General features: G+C 63.1%; 14 protein-coding genes. 4 read left to right on the top strand and 10 right to left on the bottom strand.

Features of this window, described 5'->3' with window-relative positions; translation table 11 throughout:
* Nucleotides 1-274 precede the first annotated feature (274 nt).
* Together exaC and adhP are read left to right on the top strand one after the other, a co-directional pair.
* Nucleotides 275-1795, top strand: coding sequence for an acetaldehyde dehydrogenase ExaC (gene exaC / locus ACY8D3_RS19690; protein WP_462380523.1), 1521 nt, complete (start codon nucleotides 275-277; stop codon nucleotides 1793-1795).
* A 161-nt stretch (nucleotides 1796-1956) separates the two neighbouring features.
* Nucleotides 1957-2985 (top strand): alcohol dehydrogenase AdhP, encoded by a 1029-nt coding sequence (gene adhP / locus ACY8D3_RS19685; protein WP_462380522.1) that lies wholly within the window; start codon nucleotides 1957-1959, stop codon nucleotides 2983-2985.
* A gap of 132 nt (nucleotides 2986-3117) precedes the next feature.
* Here adhP and ACY8D3_RS19680 read toward each other — a convergent pair whose 3' ends face one another.
* From ACY8D3_RS19680 to ACY8D3_RS19665, 4 genes are all read right to left on the bottom strand, one after another.
* Entirely contained in the window at nucleotides 3118-4119 is a 1002-nt protein-coding gene (locus ACY8D3_RS19680; RefSeq protein ID WP_462380521.1) for an LLM class flavin-dependent oxidoreductase, read from the bottom strand.
* 318 nt (nucleotides 4120-4437) lie between these two features.
* A complete protein-coding gene (locus ACY8D3_RS19675; protein ID WP_462380519.1) occupies nucleotides 4438-5793 on the bottom strand; it encodes a cation:proton antiporter in 1356 nt (451 codons plus the stop codon).
* A gap of 78 nt (nucleotides 5794-5871) precedes the next feature.
* On the bottom strand, nucleotides 5872-6294 hold the full coding sequence (locus tag ACY8D3_RS19670) for a PA0061/PA0062 family lipoprotein (RefSeq protein WP_462380518.1): 423 nt from the start codon (nucleotides 6292-6294) through the stop codon (nucleotides 5872-5874).
* Nucleotides 6295-6404: 110 nt separating this feature from the next.
* On the bottom strand, nucleotides 6405-6827 hold the full coding sequence (locus tag ACY8D3_RS19665) for a PA0061/PA0062 family lipoprotein (RefSeq protein ID WP_462380517.1): 423 nt from the start codon (nucleotides 6825-6827) through the stop codon (nucleotides 6405-6407).
* A gap of 65 nt (nucleotides 6828-6892) precedes the next feature.
* On the opposite strand from ACY8D3_RS19665, the gene ACY8D3_RS19660 reads away from it, so the two are divergent.
* Nucleotides 6893-7990 (top strand): aminopeptidase, encoded by a 1098-nt coding sequence (locus ACY8D3_RS19660; RefSeq protein WP_462380516.1) that lies wholly within the window; start codon nucleotides 6893-6895, stop codon nucleotides 7988-7990.
* Between the two features lie 66 nt (nucleotides 7991-8056).
* Nucleotides 8057-10435 carry an outer membrane protein assembly factor BamB family protein gene (locus ACY8D3_RS19655; RefSeq protein ID WP_462380515.1) on the top strand — a complete coding sequence of 793 codons (2379 nt, stop codon included), beginning with the start codon at nucleotides 8057-8059 and terminating at the stop codon, nucleotides 10433-10435.
* Nucleotides 10436-10475: 40 nt separating this feature from the next.
* Here the strand turns inward: ACY8D3_RS19655 and ACY8D3_RS19650 are convergent, their stop codons facing one another.
* From ACY8D3_RS19650 to ACY8D3_RS19625, 6 genes are all read right to left on the bottom strand, one after another.
* Nucleotides 10476-11177 carry an HAD family hydrolase gene (locus ACY8D3_RS19650; RefSeq protein ID WP_462380514.1) on the bottom strand — a complete coding sequence of 234 codons (702 nt, stop codon included), beginning with the start codon at nucleotides 11175-11177 and terminating at the stop codon, nucleotides 10476-10478.
* Nucleotides 11178-11715: 538 nt separating this feature from the next.
* Entirely contained in the window at nucleotides 11716-11931 is a 216-nt protein-coding gene (locus ACY8D3_RS19645; protein ID WP_188983059.1) for a TOBE domain-containing protein, read from the bottom strand.
* 30 nt (nucleotides 11932-11961) lie between these two features.
* Nucleotides 11962-12762 carry an aliphatic sulfonates ABC transporter ATP-binding protein gene (ssuB, locus tag ACY8D3_RS19640; RefSeq protein ID WP_462380513.1) on the bottom strand — a complete coding sequence of 267 codons (801 nt, stop codon included), beginning with the start codon at nucleotides 12760-12762 and terminating at the stop codon, nucleotides 11962-11964.
* Entirely contained in the window at nucleotides 12759-13553 is a 795-nt protein-coding gene (ssuC, locus tag ACY8D3_RS19635; RefSeq protein ID WP_462380512.1) for an aliphatic sulfonate ABC transporter permease SsuC, read from the bottom strand. Before ssuC ends, ssuB begins: the two co-directional genes overlap by 4 nt.
* A gap of 44 nt (nucleotides 13554-13597) precedes the next feature.
* Nucleotides 13598-14746 carry an FMNH2-dependent alkanesulfonate monooxygenase gene (ssuD, locus tag ACY8D3_RS19630; RefSeq protein ID WP_462380511.1) on the bottom strand — a complete coding sequence of 383 codons (1149 nt, stop codon included), beginning with the start codon at nucleotides 14744-14746 and terminating at the stop codon, nucleotides 13598-13600.
* A 16-nt stretch (nucleotides 14747-14762) separates the two neighbouring features.
* Nucleotides 14763-15728 (bottom strand): sulfonate ABC transporter substrate-binding protein, encoded by a 966-nt coding sequence (locus tag ACY8D3_RS19625; protein WP_462380510.1) that lies wholly within the window; start codon nucleotides 15726-15728, stop codon nucleotides 14763-14765.
* Between the last annotated feature and the right edge of the window lie 56 nt (nucleotides 15729-15784).

The following is a 15784-nucleotide window of genomic DNA, read 5'->3' as shown; positions in this document are numbered from 1 at the left end:
GGATGACGAATCGTCCGCTGGCGGGCGCTCGGCTTTCAGGCATTTGCCTGCCAGCCCCCGGGCGGCTCCCCGAAGCATCCTACTGTGCACCCCACAATGCAACGCCTGTATCGAATATGGCACACGCTGTAACGGCCTTGGCCCGACATCGATACGCATTCGGCGCTACGCTGGAGAGGCGAGCGCGACGCCGTGTGGCTTTCTGCCGCATGGCCCGCCCCTTGCTATGAAGTCGTGCGTCTCTCCGTCATTCAACAAATCCAAGGAGATAGTCATGCGCTATGCCCAGCCCGGCACCGAAGGTGCGCTGCTCACGCTTGAGTCCCGTTACGCGAATTACATCGGTGGCGAGTTCGTCGCGCCGGTCAAAGGTCAATATTTCACCAACACCTCGCCCGTGAACGGCTCCGTGATCGGGGAATTCCCACGCTCGACTGCCGAAGACATCGACCGTGCGCTCGACGCTGCCCACGCCGCCGCCGACGCCTGGGGCAAGACCTCCGTCCAGGCCCGCTCGCTCACCCTGTTAAAGATTGCCGACCGCCTGGAAGCGAACCTGGAGCGCTTCGCCGTCGCCGAAACCTGGGACAACGGCAAGCCCGTGCGCGAGACGCTCGCTGCAGACGTACCGCTCGCCGTGGACCACTTCCGCTACTTCGCGGGTTGCATCCGGGCTCAGGAAGGCAGCAGTGCCGAGATCGACGAGCACACCGCGGCCTATCATTTCCACGAACCGCTGGGCGTGGTCGGGCAGATCATCCCGTGGAACTTCCCGCTGCTCATGGCCGCCTGGAAGCTCGCCCCTGCCCTGGCCGCAGGCAACTGCGTGGTGCTCAAGCCTGCCGAGCAGACGCCACTGTCCATTACGCTCTTCTGTGAACTGATCGGCGACCTGCTACCGCCTGGCGTGCTCAACGTCGTTCAGGGCTATGGCCGTGAAGCGGGCGAAGCGCTGGCTACCAGTAAGCGCATCGCCAAGATCGCCTTCACCGGATCTACGCCGGTCGGCTCGCACATCCTCAGCTGCGCTGCCACGAACATCATCCCGTCGACGGTCGAGCTGGGCGGCAAGTCCCCGAACCTGTTCTTCGAAGACATCATGCAGGCCGAACCCGAATTCATCGAAAAGGCCGCCGAAGGCGTCGTGCTCGGCTTCCTGAACCAGGGAGAGATCTGCACATGCCCATCACGTGCACTGGTGCAGGAATCCATCTACGCACCGTTCATGGAAGCAGTAATGAAGAAGGTCAAGGCGATCAAGCGTGGCGATCCCCTGGACACCGAGACCACTGTCGGCGCCCAGGCCTCGCAACAGCAGTTTGAGAAGATCATGTCCTACTTCGAAGTCGCCCAGAAGGAAGGCGCGGAGGTGCTCACTGGCGGTGGCGTCGAGAAGCTTGAAGGCAACCTGGCCAACGGCTATTACATCCAGCCAACGATCCTCAAGGGCACCAACCAGATGCGCGTGTTCCAGGAGGAGATCTTCGGACCGGTCATCGGCGTGACGACTTTCAAGGACGAGGCCGAAGCACTGGCCATTGCCAACGACACCGAGTTCGGTCTGGGTGCGGGCGTCTGGACCCGTGACATCAACCGCGCCTACCGCGTTGGCCGAGGCATCAAGGCCGGGCGCGTGTGGACGAACTGCTATCACCTCTACCCGGCCCACGCGGCATTTGGCGGCTACAAGAAATCCGGTATCGGTCGCGAAACGCACAAGATGATGCTGGACCACTACCAGCAGACCAAGAACCTGCTGATCAGCTACGACGTCAACCCGCTCGGGTTCTTCTGACGCCACCTAATCCTCAGGGAAACGCCCACGCCGCGTTTCCTTGAGGTAGATCAAACCGTCCTGGCTGTCGTCGCGCGATGCTCGTCATCGCGCGGCGCGGGATCGTTCGCTCGCAGTTTTTCCAAACCGCATCGTTGTCATGAACGCAGGAGGATCCTGTCATGCCCAAAACCATGAAAGCTGCCGTCGTACACGCATTCGGCAAACCGTTGGAAATCCAGGAAGTGAAGGTACCCGAGGTCGGCCCCGGCCAGGTTCTCGTGAAGATCGCCGCATCAGGGGTTTGCCACACTGACCTGCACGCAGCCGAAGGTGACTGGCCGGTCAAGCCCAACCCGCCTTTCATTCCCGGACACGAGGGTGTTGGCCATGTCGTCGCGGTAGGTGCCGGCGTCACACACGTGAAGGAAGGTGATCGCGTCGGAGTCCCGTGGTTGTATTCGACCTGCGGACATTGCGAGCACTGCATGGGTGGTTGGGAAACGCTCTGCGAAAGCCAACAGAACACGGGCTACTCGGTGAACGGCGGCTTTGCCGAATACACGGTGGCCGATGCCAACTTCGTCGGCCGCCTGCCCGACAACGTCAGCTTCGTCGAGATCGCACCGGTGCTCTGTGCGGGTGTCACGGTGTACAAGGGCCTGAAGATGACCGAGACGCGGCCGGGTCAATGGGTCGTCATTTCAGGCATCGGCGGCCTTGGCCACATGGCCGTTCAGTACGCAACCGCCATGGGGATGAACGTCGCCGCGGTGGATGTGGATGACAGCAAGCTGGAATTTGCCCGTCGCCTCGGTGCCACCGTTACGGTCAATGCACTGACTACCGACCCGGCTGCGTACCTGAAGAAGGAAATCGGCGGTGCCCATGGCGCACTTGTGACGGCCGTATCGCCCAAGGCATTCGAGCAGGCCATGGGCATGACGCGACGGGGCGGCACGATCGCTTTGAACGGCCTGCCGGCGGGCGATTTCCCAATGTCGATCTTCGATATGGTGCTCAACGGCACCACGGTTCGCGGTTCAATCGTCGGCACTCGCCTGGACCTACAGGAAGCCCTCGATTTCGCGGGTGAAGGCAAAGTGAAGGCGACGGTGAAATCCGAACCACTCGAGAATATCAACAGCATCTTCGAGCGCATGCATAAAGGGCAGATCGAAGGCCGTATCGTGATCGATATGGAAGCCTAGAACGCCGCACTGCCCAGGCTGGCGCGCCGATTTCGAGCAGGCGCGTCAGCATGAACCGTCGATTGAGCTCGGCTTTCGTGAGTAATACCTGAGCCGCTACCGAAGATGCGCAGCAGCGGCCCCGCTCGTAGCCTAGTCCTTCAGGCTTGCCAGGATTTCGAAGCTCTTCGCCCGCTTGGCTTCGTCATAGATATCGCCAGTGAAGATCAACTCGTCGGCCTTGGTCTGCTCGAGCAGCACGTCGAGGCGGGCCCGAACCTTTTCCGGGCCACCGACTACCGACATGCCAAGGAAGCTGCCCACTGCGTCCTGTTCATGCGGCAACCAAAGCCCCTGCATGCTCGGTACCGGCGGCTGCATGACGAGGCTCTGGCCACGCATCAGGCTCAGCACACGCTGCATGGACGTGGTTGAGAGAGATTCCGCCTCTTCATCCGTCTCGGCAGCCACCAGCGGCACCCCCAGCATCACGTAGGGTTCGGCCAGTACGCCGGAAGGACGGAAATTTTCACGGTATATCCGAATGGCCTCGTGCACGTAGCGAGGGGCGAAGTGCGAGGCGAAGGCATACGGCAAGCCTTTTGCGGCAGCCAATTGAGCGCTGAAGAGGCTCGAGCCGAGCAGCCAGATCGGTACGTTGCTGTTCACGCCGGGCATGGCGATAACGCGCTGGCCAGGCTGGCGCGGGCCGAGCAGGCGCTCCAGCTCCTCGACGTCAGCCGGGAAGTCGTCCGCACTACCCAGGCGATCCCGGCGTAGCGCATGCGCAGTCGCCTGGTCTGCGCCCGGCGCGCGGCCCAGCCCCAGCTCGATCCGGCCCGGGTAGAGCGCGGCCAGCGTACCGAACTGCTCGGCGACCACGAGCGGCGCATGGTTGGGCAGCATGACGCCACCTGATCCCAGGCGGATGCGATCAGTGTTGGCAGCCAGATAGCCGAGGACGACGCTGGTAGCTGCACTGGCGATGCCGTCCATGTTGTGGTGCTCGGCAACCCAGAAGCGGTTGAAGCCCAACGCCTCGGCCTGCCGCGCCAGTGACAGCGAGCGATGCAGCGCATACACCGGGGAATCTTCACCGGCGCGAATGGGAGCGAGATCGAGGATGGAGAATTGAGTCTGTTGCAGACGGGACATGAAGCGACCTCCAGGCCCGGCCATGGCGAGTGGAGAAGGCGGCCGGACGAAAAAAGTTGAGTATAACGCTCAGATATAGGCGAACTCATCCCATTACAAGGCACGCGCAGGACCGGCTATCTCCTGGCGCCGGCCAAGGACCGCCAGCGCCATTACGCGTCGCTCCCCAGCCGAGCCGGTACCCGCGAGGCCCAGCGCAGCCGCGGCCGCGCTTGTCCGAGCGATCCGGGCCAGCGATAACGCGAGTCTCTCACTCGCCTACCGCCCGGCCCGCACGCGCTCGGTCAGCACCGTTACGTCATTCCGAAAGGTGCTGCCTTACTCCCGGTCGGCCCGAGGACGGGTAAGCCGGCGCTCATAGAACCCTAGTAATGGCTGGGTGCTCAACCCATGGACGAGGATGCTCAGCGCCATGGTGGACAGCACGAGGCCGGCCATATCGTGGTGCATGGACTCGGGCAGGTCATGATTGAGTGCAAAGCAAAGGTAGTAGAGGCTGCCGATACCGCGGATACCGAACCAGCCCATCAGCGCCTTTTGCAGCGGTGTCGCGATGCGCCCCGGGATTACGATAAAGACGGCCAATGGGCGTATCACGCAGAACAGGGCCAGGGCCAAGAACACAGCGCGCCAGTCCCAATGGGTAGTGACCAGCAGCCCAATGATGGTCACCAACAGCACTTCCACCGCCCGCTCCAGCAAATTTCCGAAGCTCAGGATGTCGCTCATCATCACGCCAGCCGCGATATTGGATTTCCCCAATCGCTGTCCGTCCACGTGCAGCTCGCTGGGAAGGTCGCCCGCCAACCGCGGCAATGCCTGCCGGGTAAGCTCTTCAGGCGGGAGCTCCAGGCTGGACGACATCGCTTCGGCATGACGCAGGCCGACACCCGCGGCAAAAGTAGCCAGGAAGCCCCAACCGCCAATCGCATCGGCGCAGACGTACGACAGCGCAATGAGCGCCAATGCGAGAAAATCGTTAGGTGAGATACCGGTTTCGGCATGTCGGGCGCGTAGCCGGATAACGATCCAGCCCACCAGCTTGCCCATGAAGAACCCACATGCAAGGCCCGCCGCAACGGCCCAGATCAGATCGACACCGAACCACCGCGCCAGTCCCTCCCCGTCGATGCCATTACCCAGGATAATCGCGAGCCCAAGCATCACGAACGGGAACGCCACGCCATCGTTGAAGCCGGCCTCGCCTGAAAGTGCGAAACGCATTCGGTCATCGTCGCGCGCGTCGTTGACCTGTACGAGGCTTGCCAGCACAGGGTCCGTCGGAGCAAGCAGCGCGCCCAGCAGAATGGCCACACCCCAATCGAAGCCCAGCCCATAATGGCCGACCAGCGCTACGCCCCCGACACTCAGGACCATGACCGGCCCCGCCATGAGGTAGGCTCCGATCCAGGACGGATGCCGTAGTGGCAGCCGCAATTTCAGGCCGCCGACGAAGAGCGAGACCAGTACTGCGACTTCGGTCAGGTGTTCGAGCCAGTCCGAGACCTCCCCGAAGCTGCGATCCGACACCTCGAAGCCCAGCATGCCGATACTGATGCCGAAGATGAGATAGATGATGGACGTGGTGACCGGAAGCCAGCGCAGGTAAGCGGATGCCAGCGCCAGCGCGAGCAGCAGGATGCCCAGCACGGCCATCCATTCAATGAAAGTCATGGGGGAGCGTCATAGGGCTGGATACCCGACGTTGGAAGTCATTCCCGCGCCGGGGGTTCACTCCTGCCGCCCGACTACCTATCCATACGGTCCGCAGTTGAGCACTTCGCCATCAGCGACGATATTGCGGTCGGCGTCATACAGCCAGGATTGCGGGCGCATGGCCGCTTCCCGGGCCTCGATGCGGTAGCGCGCGCCTGCCTGGAAGTTGTCGAAGCGGTAGCGAATGAAACAGGTCAGGCGTGTCGGGTCACGAAAGCCGGTACCACCGCCCGCATAGATTTCGAAGCGATAGCGAACTTCGAGCTCATGCGCACCGGGCGGCACCTGGAAGTAACGCCCATCTGGCCAGCGTTTACCGTCGAGTCGCTCGGCCATGAGCATGTCACCTGGAGACCAGGAATGCATGTCGACCCACGCCTTGTTTGCGTCCGGGGACGGCATTGGGCCTGCGCAGGCACCCAGCAGGAGCAAGGGAAACAACAGAAGCAGACGGTGCATGGTTGAACGCCTCCCGATGGAGCGACACGGACGGAGCGAGCACCGTAACCAAGGCGATCGCGATTGTCTCCATCAGACCACGGCACGCGGCTGCCGGTGCGGGCGTCCCGCTAACGAACGGCGACGTCGGAACGCCCGCAGCCTCGCTCTTCACCCGTTGCCAGGATGCGGTTGCGTTCGTCATACAGGCGCGCCCAGGGGCGGAAGCCGTACTGCCCCGTCACGAGGCGATAGCGCTCGCCGGCGGTAAAATCGTCATAGTGCAAGGACAGCCGGCATTCGCGACGAAGCGGCTCGGCGTCCGCGCCGACGTTGCGGGCGCTAACCTCGAAGGCGTAGCGCATCCCCAGCTCGTGCTTGCCCGGCATCACCTGAAAGTAGCGACCATCGTCGAGGGGCAGCTGATCCACCTCAGCGGCCTCCAGGTCGTCGCTCACCAGTTCCACCCACGCCTGGTTCGGATCCGGAGACGGCATCATCAGGCCGCAGCCAGTGAGCATCAGGGGCAAACAAAGCAAAGCGGGGACGCGCATGCGGGGATATCCTGCCGTTCTTGTTGGTAACTGGAGCGGCCGATCACTGTCGGCTGGGTCACGCGATGCCGCGACCAAACAATGGGCTACTCGACCGCGTTCGCCCCCTTTGGGTTCCGCTGGCCCTCGCATTCGTGCTGAACGGGTGCTCGACGGCAACCTATTATGGCCAGTTGGCCAAGGGCCAGATGACGCTGCTCGCGGCACGCGAGCCCGTCGATAAGGTCATTGCCGATCCCAACACACCGGAGCGGGTGCGGACGCAGTTGGCCCTGTCCCAGGTCGCACGCACCTTTGCGAGCGGGCACCTCTTCCTACCCGACAATCGAAGCTATCGCGTGTATGCGGATCTTGGGCGGCCCTATGTGATCTGGAACCTCTTCGCCACGGACGAGTTCTCCCTGGAGCCGCTTACGCATTGCTTCCCTATCGCAGGCTGCGTCGCCTACCGCGGTTTCTATGACCCGAATCGGGCCCGGGGCGCCGCGGCGATACTGCAACTCCAAGGCAAGGACACCTACGTCGCCGGCATCGAGGCGTACTCGACCCTGGGCTGGTTCGACGATCCCCTGCTGAACAGCATGCTGCGTTGGAGTGATGATCGGCTGAGCGCGCTGATCTTCCACGAACTCGCGCACCAGCGCTTTTACTTGCCAGGCGACACTGCATTCAACGAATCCTATGCCACGTTCGTGGAGCAGGAAGGCCTGCGCCAATGGCGGGCATACCGTGGCCTGCCAGCGACGGGCTCCGACCTGCACCGCCAGCGCGACCTGTTCACCCGATTGGTGCTGGATCTGCGCGAGCGCCTGGAGACGTTGTACCGGGCGCCGCTGGATGCGGATACGATGCGCGCCCGAAAGGAAGCGGAATTCGACGACTTCCGAAGCCGATACCGCTCATTACGTGACCGCGAATGGCCGGGCGAGAAACGCTTCGATGCATGGGTCGAAGGCCCGTTGAATAACGCCAGGCTGCTACCCTTTGGGCTTTATGATCAATGGGTGCCGGCGTTCGCGCAGCTCTTCGAGCAGCATGGCCGGAACTGGAAAGCCTTTTTCCGCGCGGTCGAGGCCTTGGGCAGAAAGCCGGATGTAGAGCGCCTGACGGCATTGAAATTACTGCTGGCATCTGCAAAATCACGACCCACGCAAAATAATTAACGATCGCGGCGAACCCATTCGTCGCTTTACTCTCGAAGGTCAGTCACAGGTAACGTGAGCAGCACCATGCCCCGCCTTCCACGTCGGTCGCCACCATGGATTTTGGCCACCCTCGTTCTACTTTACGGCCTTGCCTTCGCCCTCGGGGGTGCTTGGCTCGTCTGGCTGGGCGGCAGTCCTTACTACGTCATTGCAGGCGTCACGCTACTGGTGTGCGCGGCCTGCCTGTACAAGCGGCGCCGCGCCGCGTTGTGGTCGTACGCGGCTTTCTGGCTGGGCACGTTGGGTTGGTCCGTCTGGGAAGTCGGCATCGACACCTGGCCGCTCGAACCCCGAATGCTCCTGCCCACGCTGCTGGGCCTGTATATCTTCATGCCGCACGTGATCGGGCGGCTCGGCCCACCTCGTCGTGTCTCCCCGGTCGGCTATCTGCTTTGCCCGGCCGTGGCGATCGCCATCGTCGCGGGGCTGTTATTCGTGCGCTGGCAACCTTCCCCGCAGGCGCTACCGGTTCCCAAGCTCAGCGTCGATCTGGAAGCACTCGGCCATCCGGCTGACTGGCCGACACAGACCCGGACCGAACGCGGCGAACGCTGGTCGCCGCTCACACAGGTCGATCAGAACAACGTCACCCTACTCAAGGAAGCGTGGCGGTTTCGCAGCGTTGACTTGCCCCGCCCAGGTGAGCGAGCCGATCGCCGGGGTTTCAGCTTCGATTCCACGCCCATCAAGGTAGGCAACAGCCTGTACTTCTGTACGCCGCATCGTCAGGTCATCGCCCTGGATGCCGTGGAAGGTCGAGAGAAATGGCGCTTCGACCCGGGTCCCGAAAGTTGGGGCATGAGCCCGCTGTCCTGCCCGTCGGTTGCCCACTACGATCTGGACGACACGCGCGGCGACTGCCCCGCCCGGATTTTCTCGACCACTGGTGACGGCCGCCTCGTCGCGCTTGATGCTCGCACGGGCCAGCCCTGCAGGAGCTTTGGCGATCGAGGTTTCGTCGCCCTCAACCAGCTGTCCCGCGAAAACCCCCGTAACCTGACGTTCATCCCATCGACGCCACTGGTAGCAGGCGATCGCGTCATCATTGGCGGCTGGAGCCATGAAGGCCATCGCGCTGACACCAATGCGGGCGCCGTTCGCGCCTTCGATGCGCGTACCGGAAAGCCGATCTGGGCCTGGGACATCGGCCAACCAGACGAGCCGGTGAACGCGTTCAAGTCCGATCGACCGTTCACGCCCGGTAGCCCTGTCGCAACCGGCACCTACACGGCCGATTTGGCGCGCGGCCTCGTCTACCTCCCGATCGGCACGGCGATCCCGGCGTATTATGGTGGAAAGCGGGCGCCCTACGAGGAGCAATACACCAGTGCGCTGGTCGCGCTCGACATCAAGACGGGCGAGCCGCGGTGGCACTTCCAGACCATCCACCATGACCTTTGGAACATGGGTGTGGCGGTAGGGCCAACCCTGCTGGACCTGCCGAAGGAAGACGGCACGAGCCTGCCGGCGCTGGTGCAGACTACCAAGCGCGGCGAGCTGTTCATGCTGAACCGGGAGACGGGCGAACCGCTCTCAGAAATTACCGAGCGGCCTGCGCCGGCCGGCGGGTTGCCGGAAGACCCGATTGCGGCCACTCAACCGTACGCCATGAGCATGCCTCGCCTCGCGCCGCCGACTGTGGTGGAACAGGACGCCTGGGGCATCACACCATTCGATCAGTTGATGTGCCGCATCGACTATCGGCGCATGCATTATCTCGGCGCATTCACACCACCGCTGCCGGGCCAGCGCACCCTATACAACCCGGGTATAGAGGGCATATTCGGGCCACAGGGCGGCGCCTACGATCCCGAGCGCGGGCTGTTCTACAGCACGCTACGCTACATGCCCTATACGGCGGAGCTGCTCAAGCGTGAAGAGGCTGAAGCCAACGGATTGCTACCGGAATCGACGGTGGGGAGTGAACCTTCACTTCCCCGAACGCGCTATGCCCACCTGCAACACGGCACGCCCTATGTGGCGCGGGTGCAGCCTTGGCGGGGCATATTCGGCGCCCCCTGCAAAGCGCCACCGTGGGGCCAGCTGGTGTCGCTCGATCTCGAGGACAGTCGCATTGTATGGCGGCACAACATCGGCTCGGCACGGGATTACAGTCTGTTCGGCCTGACCTTCAGCCTGCCGCTGCGGGTGGAGCCGTTCGACCTTGGCGGTACCCTGCTGACACGCTCGGGTCTGGTCTTCGTCGGATCGCGTGACGACCATGCCTTGCGCGCCTTTGCAGCAGGCAGCGGCCGCGAGCTATGGAAAACGGCGCTGCCCGCCGGCGCGCGAGCCACGCCGATGACCTACGTGGGCGCCGATGGCCGCCAATACGTGGTTGTGGCCGCGGGGGGCCTGGGTGACGACGGCGCGGACTACCTGATCGCCTACGCCCTGCCCTGACGTATCAACGCCCCCGAATGGGGCGTTGATAGCTGGCCGCTCAGCTCACTTTGTCGCCGAGATCCAGATCGCTGGCGGCCTGCGAGAGACGCTCGGCTCGTTCGAATGCCTGGCGCAATTCGGCTAGGGTCCTGAAGTGATAGGTGGGACTCTCGGCGAGCAACTCGGCTTCGGTCCCGAAACCATAGCCCACCGCCGCGACATCCAGGCCATTGCGGATGCCGCCGATGATGTCGTGCTTGCGGTCACCGATCATCAGCGTCTCGGACGGATTGAGCCCCTGCTCGGTCAGGATATGAGCAATCAATTCGACCTTGTCGGTGCGCGTGCCGTCGAGCTCGCTGCCGTAGATCAGCGTGAAGTGGTGATCGAAGGCGAAATGCCGGGCGATTTCCTTGGCGAACACTGTTGGCTTGGAGGTCGCGACGTACAACGTCCGGCCCTGGCCGCGTAGCAGATCGAGCAGTTCGAGAATGCCCTCGAACAGCAGGTTTTCGTACAGACCGGTGACCTTGAACCGCTCGCGATAATGCTCGACCGCCTGCCACGCCTTCTGTTCGTCGAACCCGTAAAACTGCATGAAAGCCTGCTTCAGCGGCGGCCCAATGAAGGGCTCGAGCTTCGTCAGGTCCGGCTCGTCGATACCCAATTGTGCCAGCGCATACTGGATCGAGCGCGTGATGCCTTCACGGGGGTCGGTCAGCGTACCGTCCAGATCGAAAAGAATATTGCGATAGTGCATGGGCAGGCGTCCGGGCTGTGAAAGGCGCCATTGTGGCAGACAGGGCAAGTCGCGGGTAAATGCGGAGCGTCCCGTTCAATGACGACTACGCTCCCTGAATTGCAATGAATCCGCAACCCAATTTCCGGCACTCGGGACAGTCCCAACGTCGAGCGCAATCGGCGGGCAAAGCGGATGGCACACGGCGAGCGCCGGCTATCCTTCGCGATCAATGCAGCGTAGATACGCCCCACGCATGCAAAGCCCGGAGCGTGCCGGCTATGAAACCGATTCCGCTGGGCTGGCTAAACGTACGTGCCAGCGCAGCGGTCTAGACGATGCGGTACGAACAGATCAGCCTCGATTGCCTGGGCAGATACAGCAGCACCCGGCCGCCCACCGCAGGCATCCGGACCCTGGCTTGCCGGCAGCGTGTAATCCTCATGAGCGTGAGGATTACACCGCCAATGGCTACCTAGACCCCGGAAATCCTCACCCTCGTGAGGATTTGCTCGCTTGGGAACCGCTGCCCGCTAGTCACAAGGATAATCAGCCAGGCCTACAGCTTGGCGATCGACACTTCCGTTGATTTCACGAAGGCGATCACTTCGCTGCCCACATCCAGCTCCAGTTCGCGTACCGAGCGCGTGGTGATGACGGATGTGACGATGCCAGCCGCGGTCTGTACGTCAATTTCGGAGAGGACGTCGCCGATGACGATTTCCTTGATGGTGCCTTTGAACTGGTTGCGAACGTTGATGGCTTTGATGGTCATGATGGTTCTCCTGAGTGTGGATCGATAGGTTCAGAGTGCCCAACGCAATTGCGTCGGTAGTGGTTGAAGGGGTTCAGGTCTCGCGTCATTGCCGGGCTGTTCGAGAACGCGGGCAAGCACCTGGGCTTCGAAGCGGGCCAGTTCGGCGGAGGCTCGCGGTCGCGGCCGGTGCAGATTGACTGCGAGATCGAGCCCAATACGGCCGTCCTCGATGAGAATGACGCGGTCGGCGACCGTTACGGCTTCACTGACGTCATGCGTGACGAGCAGCACCGTGAAGCGATGCTGCTGCCAGAGCCGTTCGATAAGTTGCTGCATCTCGATACGCGTCAGGGCGTCCAGTGCACCGAGCGGCTCGTCGAGCAGCAGCAGCTGTGGTCTATGAATCAGCGCGCGCGCCAGTGCGACCCGCTGTTTCTGCCCACCGGACAGGGCAGCCGGCCATTCATTCGCGCGCTCGGCCAGACCTACCGCCGCCAGCGCTTCTTCTGCGCGACCTCGCCAGTCGCCCGACAGCCCCAGGCCGACGTTATCGATGACGCGCTTCCAGGGAAGAAGGCGGGCGTCCTGAAACATCAGCCGCGTTTGCGCACGGCTCTCCCCCAACGGCCTGCCGCTGGCGTAAAGCGCACCGTCCGTAGGCGAATCGAGACCTGCCAACAACCGCAGGAAGGTGCTCTTGCCGCAGCCGCTTCGGCCGACGACCGCGACGAACTGCCCAGCGGGAATGTCCAAATCGATCCCTCTGAGCACTTCACGCCCGCCAAAGCCCTTGCGGATACCACGTACGGTCAGCGGCGCGCCCTGTTTGATACTGTGCAAAGCCGTCATGCCGCAGCCTCCCGCGTCTGGTAGGCCGGATGCCAGCGCAGCCACGCCCGCTCCAGGCCCCGTGCAGCCAGATCGGCCAGTTTGCCGAGCACGGCGTAGAGCAGGATGGCGACCACGACGATGTCGGTCTGCAGGAACTCGCGCGCGTTCATGGCGAGGTAACCGATGCCACTGCTGGCCGAAATGGTCTCTGCCACGATGAGCGTCAGCCACATGAACCCCAACGCGAAGCGCACCCCGACGAGGATCGAAGGCAGCGCGCCCGGCAGGATCACCTGGCGAAACAACGCAAAGCCGGACACCCCGTAACTGCGTGCCATTTCCACAAGTGCCGGGTCAACGTTGCGGATGCCATGGTAGGTATTGAGATAAATCGGGAACAAGGTTCCGAGTGCGACGAGGAACACCTTCGCGCTCTCATCAATGCCGAACCAGAGGATGACCAACGGGATCAGCGCCAGGTGAGGAACATTGCGGATCATCTGGATCGAACTGTCGAGCAGACGCTCGCCCCACCTCGACAGCCCGGTGATGAAGCCCAGCAGCAGCCCGATGCTACCGCCGATGATGAAGCCCACGGCGGCGCGCCAGCCGCTGATGGCCAGATGAGTCCAGAGTTCACCGCTGGCCATCAGCGTCCAGCCTGCCGTGACCACGGCGTTGGGCGCTGGCAGGATGCGGCTGGACAACCAGCCGGTGCTCACTGCGAGCTGCCAGACGACGAGCAGCACCGCCGGTAACGCCCACGGCGCCAGTCGTTTGCTCAAGCGTTCGATAGCCGTTTCGTTCATGGATGGTCAACGCCTCTCCAGGTTGTCCGGGTCGACACGAGACTTCAGCTCGCGGACGTCGCCTTCGGAAGGATGTCATTGGCCACCATTTCACCGAACGGGCTGATGTAACCCAGGCCGTCGCCGTGCTGCCGGCGCTGCAGGTCAAGATGGGGAAAGAGCAGCTCAGCGACACGGTAGGACTCTTCCAGGTGTGGATAACCTGAAAAGATGAAGGTATCGATGCCCAGCTCGGCGTATTCCCTGACCCGCGCAGCTACGGTCGGACCATCACCCACCAACGCCGTACCGGCACCACCGCGAACCAGACCGACCCCCGCCCACAGATTCGGACTGACCTCCAGCTTGTCCCGGCGGCCGTTGTGCAGTGCCGCCATGCGCTGCTGACCCACTGAATCGAAGCGGGCAAACGCCGCTTGCGCACGGGCGATGGTGTCGTCGTCGAGGTTTGCGATCAGCCGGTAGGCGGCGCGCCATGCCTCATCGTTCGTTTCCCGCACGATCACATGCAAACGAATACCGAAGCGTACGGCGCGCCCTTGGGCGGCGGCCTTCTGGCGCACCTGCGCAATCTTCTCGGCTACGGCCGCTGGTGGCTCGCCCCAGGTCAGGTAAAGGTCGACCTGTTCGGCGGCGAGATCCTGCGCCGCTTCCGAAGAGCCGCCGAAATACAGCGGCGGCCGTGGCTGCTGCAGGGGTGGATAAAGCAGTTTGGCGCCTTTCACCTGGATGTGCTTTCCGGCGTAGTCCACCGTTTCGCCTTCCAGCACCCGGCGCCAGATGCGGGTGAACTCGACAGACGCTTCATAGCGTTCGGCATGCGACAGATTCAGCCCGTCGCCCGCCAGTTCGTCGGGATCGCCGCCCGTGACGAGGTTGAACAATGCGCGCCCACCAGACAGCCGATCCAGCGTTGCCGCCTGGCGGGCCGCGACGGTGGGCGAAATGATGCCGGGCCGCAACGCAACCAGGAACTTGAGACGCTGCGTGACGGGGATCAGCGAGGCGGCAACGAGCCAGGCGTCTTCGCAGGAGCGGCCCGTCGGGATCAGTACTCCGCCATATCCCAGCCGGTCGGCGGCTTGGGCGATTTGCGTGAGGTAGCCATGATCGACGGCCCGCGCACCTTCGGTCGTACCGAGATAGTGCCCGTCCCCGTGGGTGGGCAGGAACCAGAATACATTGAGGCTCATGGGGGTCTCCTTGTGATCAGGGATGGGCCGTGGCGAGATCCGCCGGGGCTTTCCAGACGACGTCACTGACGTTGAGCCGTCGAGGAATCAACTTGAGGTCGGCAAAGGTGTCGGCGATTTTCTGCTGAGCCGCCGTGACCTCGGGTGTGATCGGCCGTGCACCATAGGCTTGGCGCGTCACCGCGAGGCGCATGATGTCCGCTGGCAGTCCCAGGATCGGTGCGACCTGCGCAGTGGCCTCATCCGGGTTCGCCTGGGTCCATTCACCGATCTTGCGAATCTCATCGATGAGCGCGGCAAGCACCTGCGGATGCGTGTCGGCGTAGGGCCTCGCGGCCAGATAGAACTGGTGGTTGCTGACCAGTTTTTCGCCGTCGCGCAGCACCTTCGCCCCCAGTTGCGTCTCCGCCGCGCCCTGGAACGGATCCCAGATCACCCAGGCATCCACGCTGCCGCGCTCGAACGCCGCCCGGGCATCTGCCGGGGGAAGGTAGACGGGCTGGATGTCACTGTAGGCAAGACCTGCCTCTTCCAAGGCGCGCACCAGCAGGTAGTGCACATTCGAGCCCTTGTTCAGCACGACCTTCTTGCCCTTGAGTTCGCCAACAGAGGTGATCGGTGAGCTTTTGGGTACGAGGATCGCTTCGCCCTTCGGGGCAGGCGGCTCATGGGCGACGTAGAGCAGATCGGCGCCCGCCGCCTGGGCGAAGACGGGCGGAGTCTCCCCTGTGGTGCCGAAGTCGACGGAACCGACATTCAGCCCTTCGAGCAGCTGCGGCCCGGCCGGGAACTCGGTCCACTTCACATCGACGCCCTGTTCGGCCAGGCGTTTCTCCAACGCACCGCTCGATTTGAGGAGGGTCAGCGTGCCGTATTTCTGATAACCGATCCGTAGGGTATCGGCTTGAACATCGAAGGCGCCGAAAGCGAGGGTCGCGGCAAACAGGGCGACCAGACTCCGACGCAAGGTAAGGATGCCCATGGCATGCTCCTAGTACGTGTGAGTGTGTGGTGGCCTGCTTGCCCGTTGGCGGGCGA

This window comes from Pseudomonas sp. Marseille-QA0892, from assembly GCF_054950135.1.
The sequence above is the reverse complement of the archived record's forward strand: the minus strand, read 5'-3'. Positions and strand labels throughout refer to the sequence as shown.

Coding starts and splice junctions, on each gene's coding strand:
- exaC (WP_462380523.1), top strand. CDS start 275: ATGCGCTATGCCCAGCCCGGCACCGAAGGTGCGCTGCTCACGCTTGAG.
- adhP (WP_462380522.1), top strand. CDS start 1,957: ATGCCCAAAACCATGAAAGCTGCCGTCGTACACGCATTCGGCAAACCG.
- ACY8D3_RS19680 (WP_462380521.1), bottom strand. CDS start 4,119: ATGTCCCGTCTGCAACAGACTCAATTCTCCATCCTCGATCTCGCTCCC.
- ACY8D3_RS19675 (WP_462380519.1), bottom strand. CDS start 5,793: ATGACTTTCATTGAATGGATGGCCGTGCTGGGCATCCTGCTGCTCGCG.
- ACY8D3_RS19670 (WP_462380518.1), bottom strand. CDS start 6,294: ATGCACCGTCTGCTTCTGTTGTTTCCCTTGCTCCTGCTGGGTGCCTGC.
- ACY8D3_RS19665 (WP_462380517.1), bottom strand. CDS start 6,827: ATGCGCGTCCCCGCTTTGCTTTGTTTGCCCCTGATGCTCACTGGCTGC.
- ACY8D3_RS19660 (WP_462380516.1), top strand. CDS start 6,893: ATGCCGCGACCAAACAATGGGCTACTCGACCGCGTTCGCCCCCTTTGG.
- ACY8D3_RS19655 (WP_462380515.1), top strand. CDS start 8,057: ATGCCCCGCCTTCCACGTCGGTCGCCACCATGGATTTTGGCCACCCTC.
- ACY8D3_RS19650 (WP_462380514.1), bottom strand. CDS start 11,177: ATGCACTATCGCAATATTCTTTTCGATCTGGACGGTACGCTGACCGAC.
- ACY8D3_RS19645 (WP_188983059.1), bottom strand. CDS start 11,931: ATGACCATCAAAGCCATCAACGTTCGCAACCAGTTCAAAGGCACCATC.
- ssuB (WP_462380513.1), bottom strand. CDS start 12,762: ATGACGGCTTTGCACAGTATCAAACAGGGCGCGCCGCTGACCGTACGT.
- ssuC (WP_462380512.1), bottom strand. CDS start 13,553: ATGAACGAAACGGCTATCGAACGCTTGAGCAAACGACTGGCGCCGTGG.
- ssuD (WP_462380511.1), bottom strand. CDS start 14,746: ATGAGCCTCAATGTATTCTGGTTCCTGCCCACCCACGGGGACGGGCAC.
- ACY8D3_RS19625 (WP_462380510.1), bottom strand. CDS start 15,728: ATGGGCATCCTTACCTTGCGTCGGAGTCTGGTCGCCCTGTTTGCCGCG.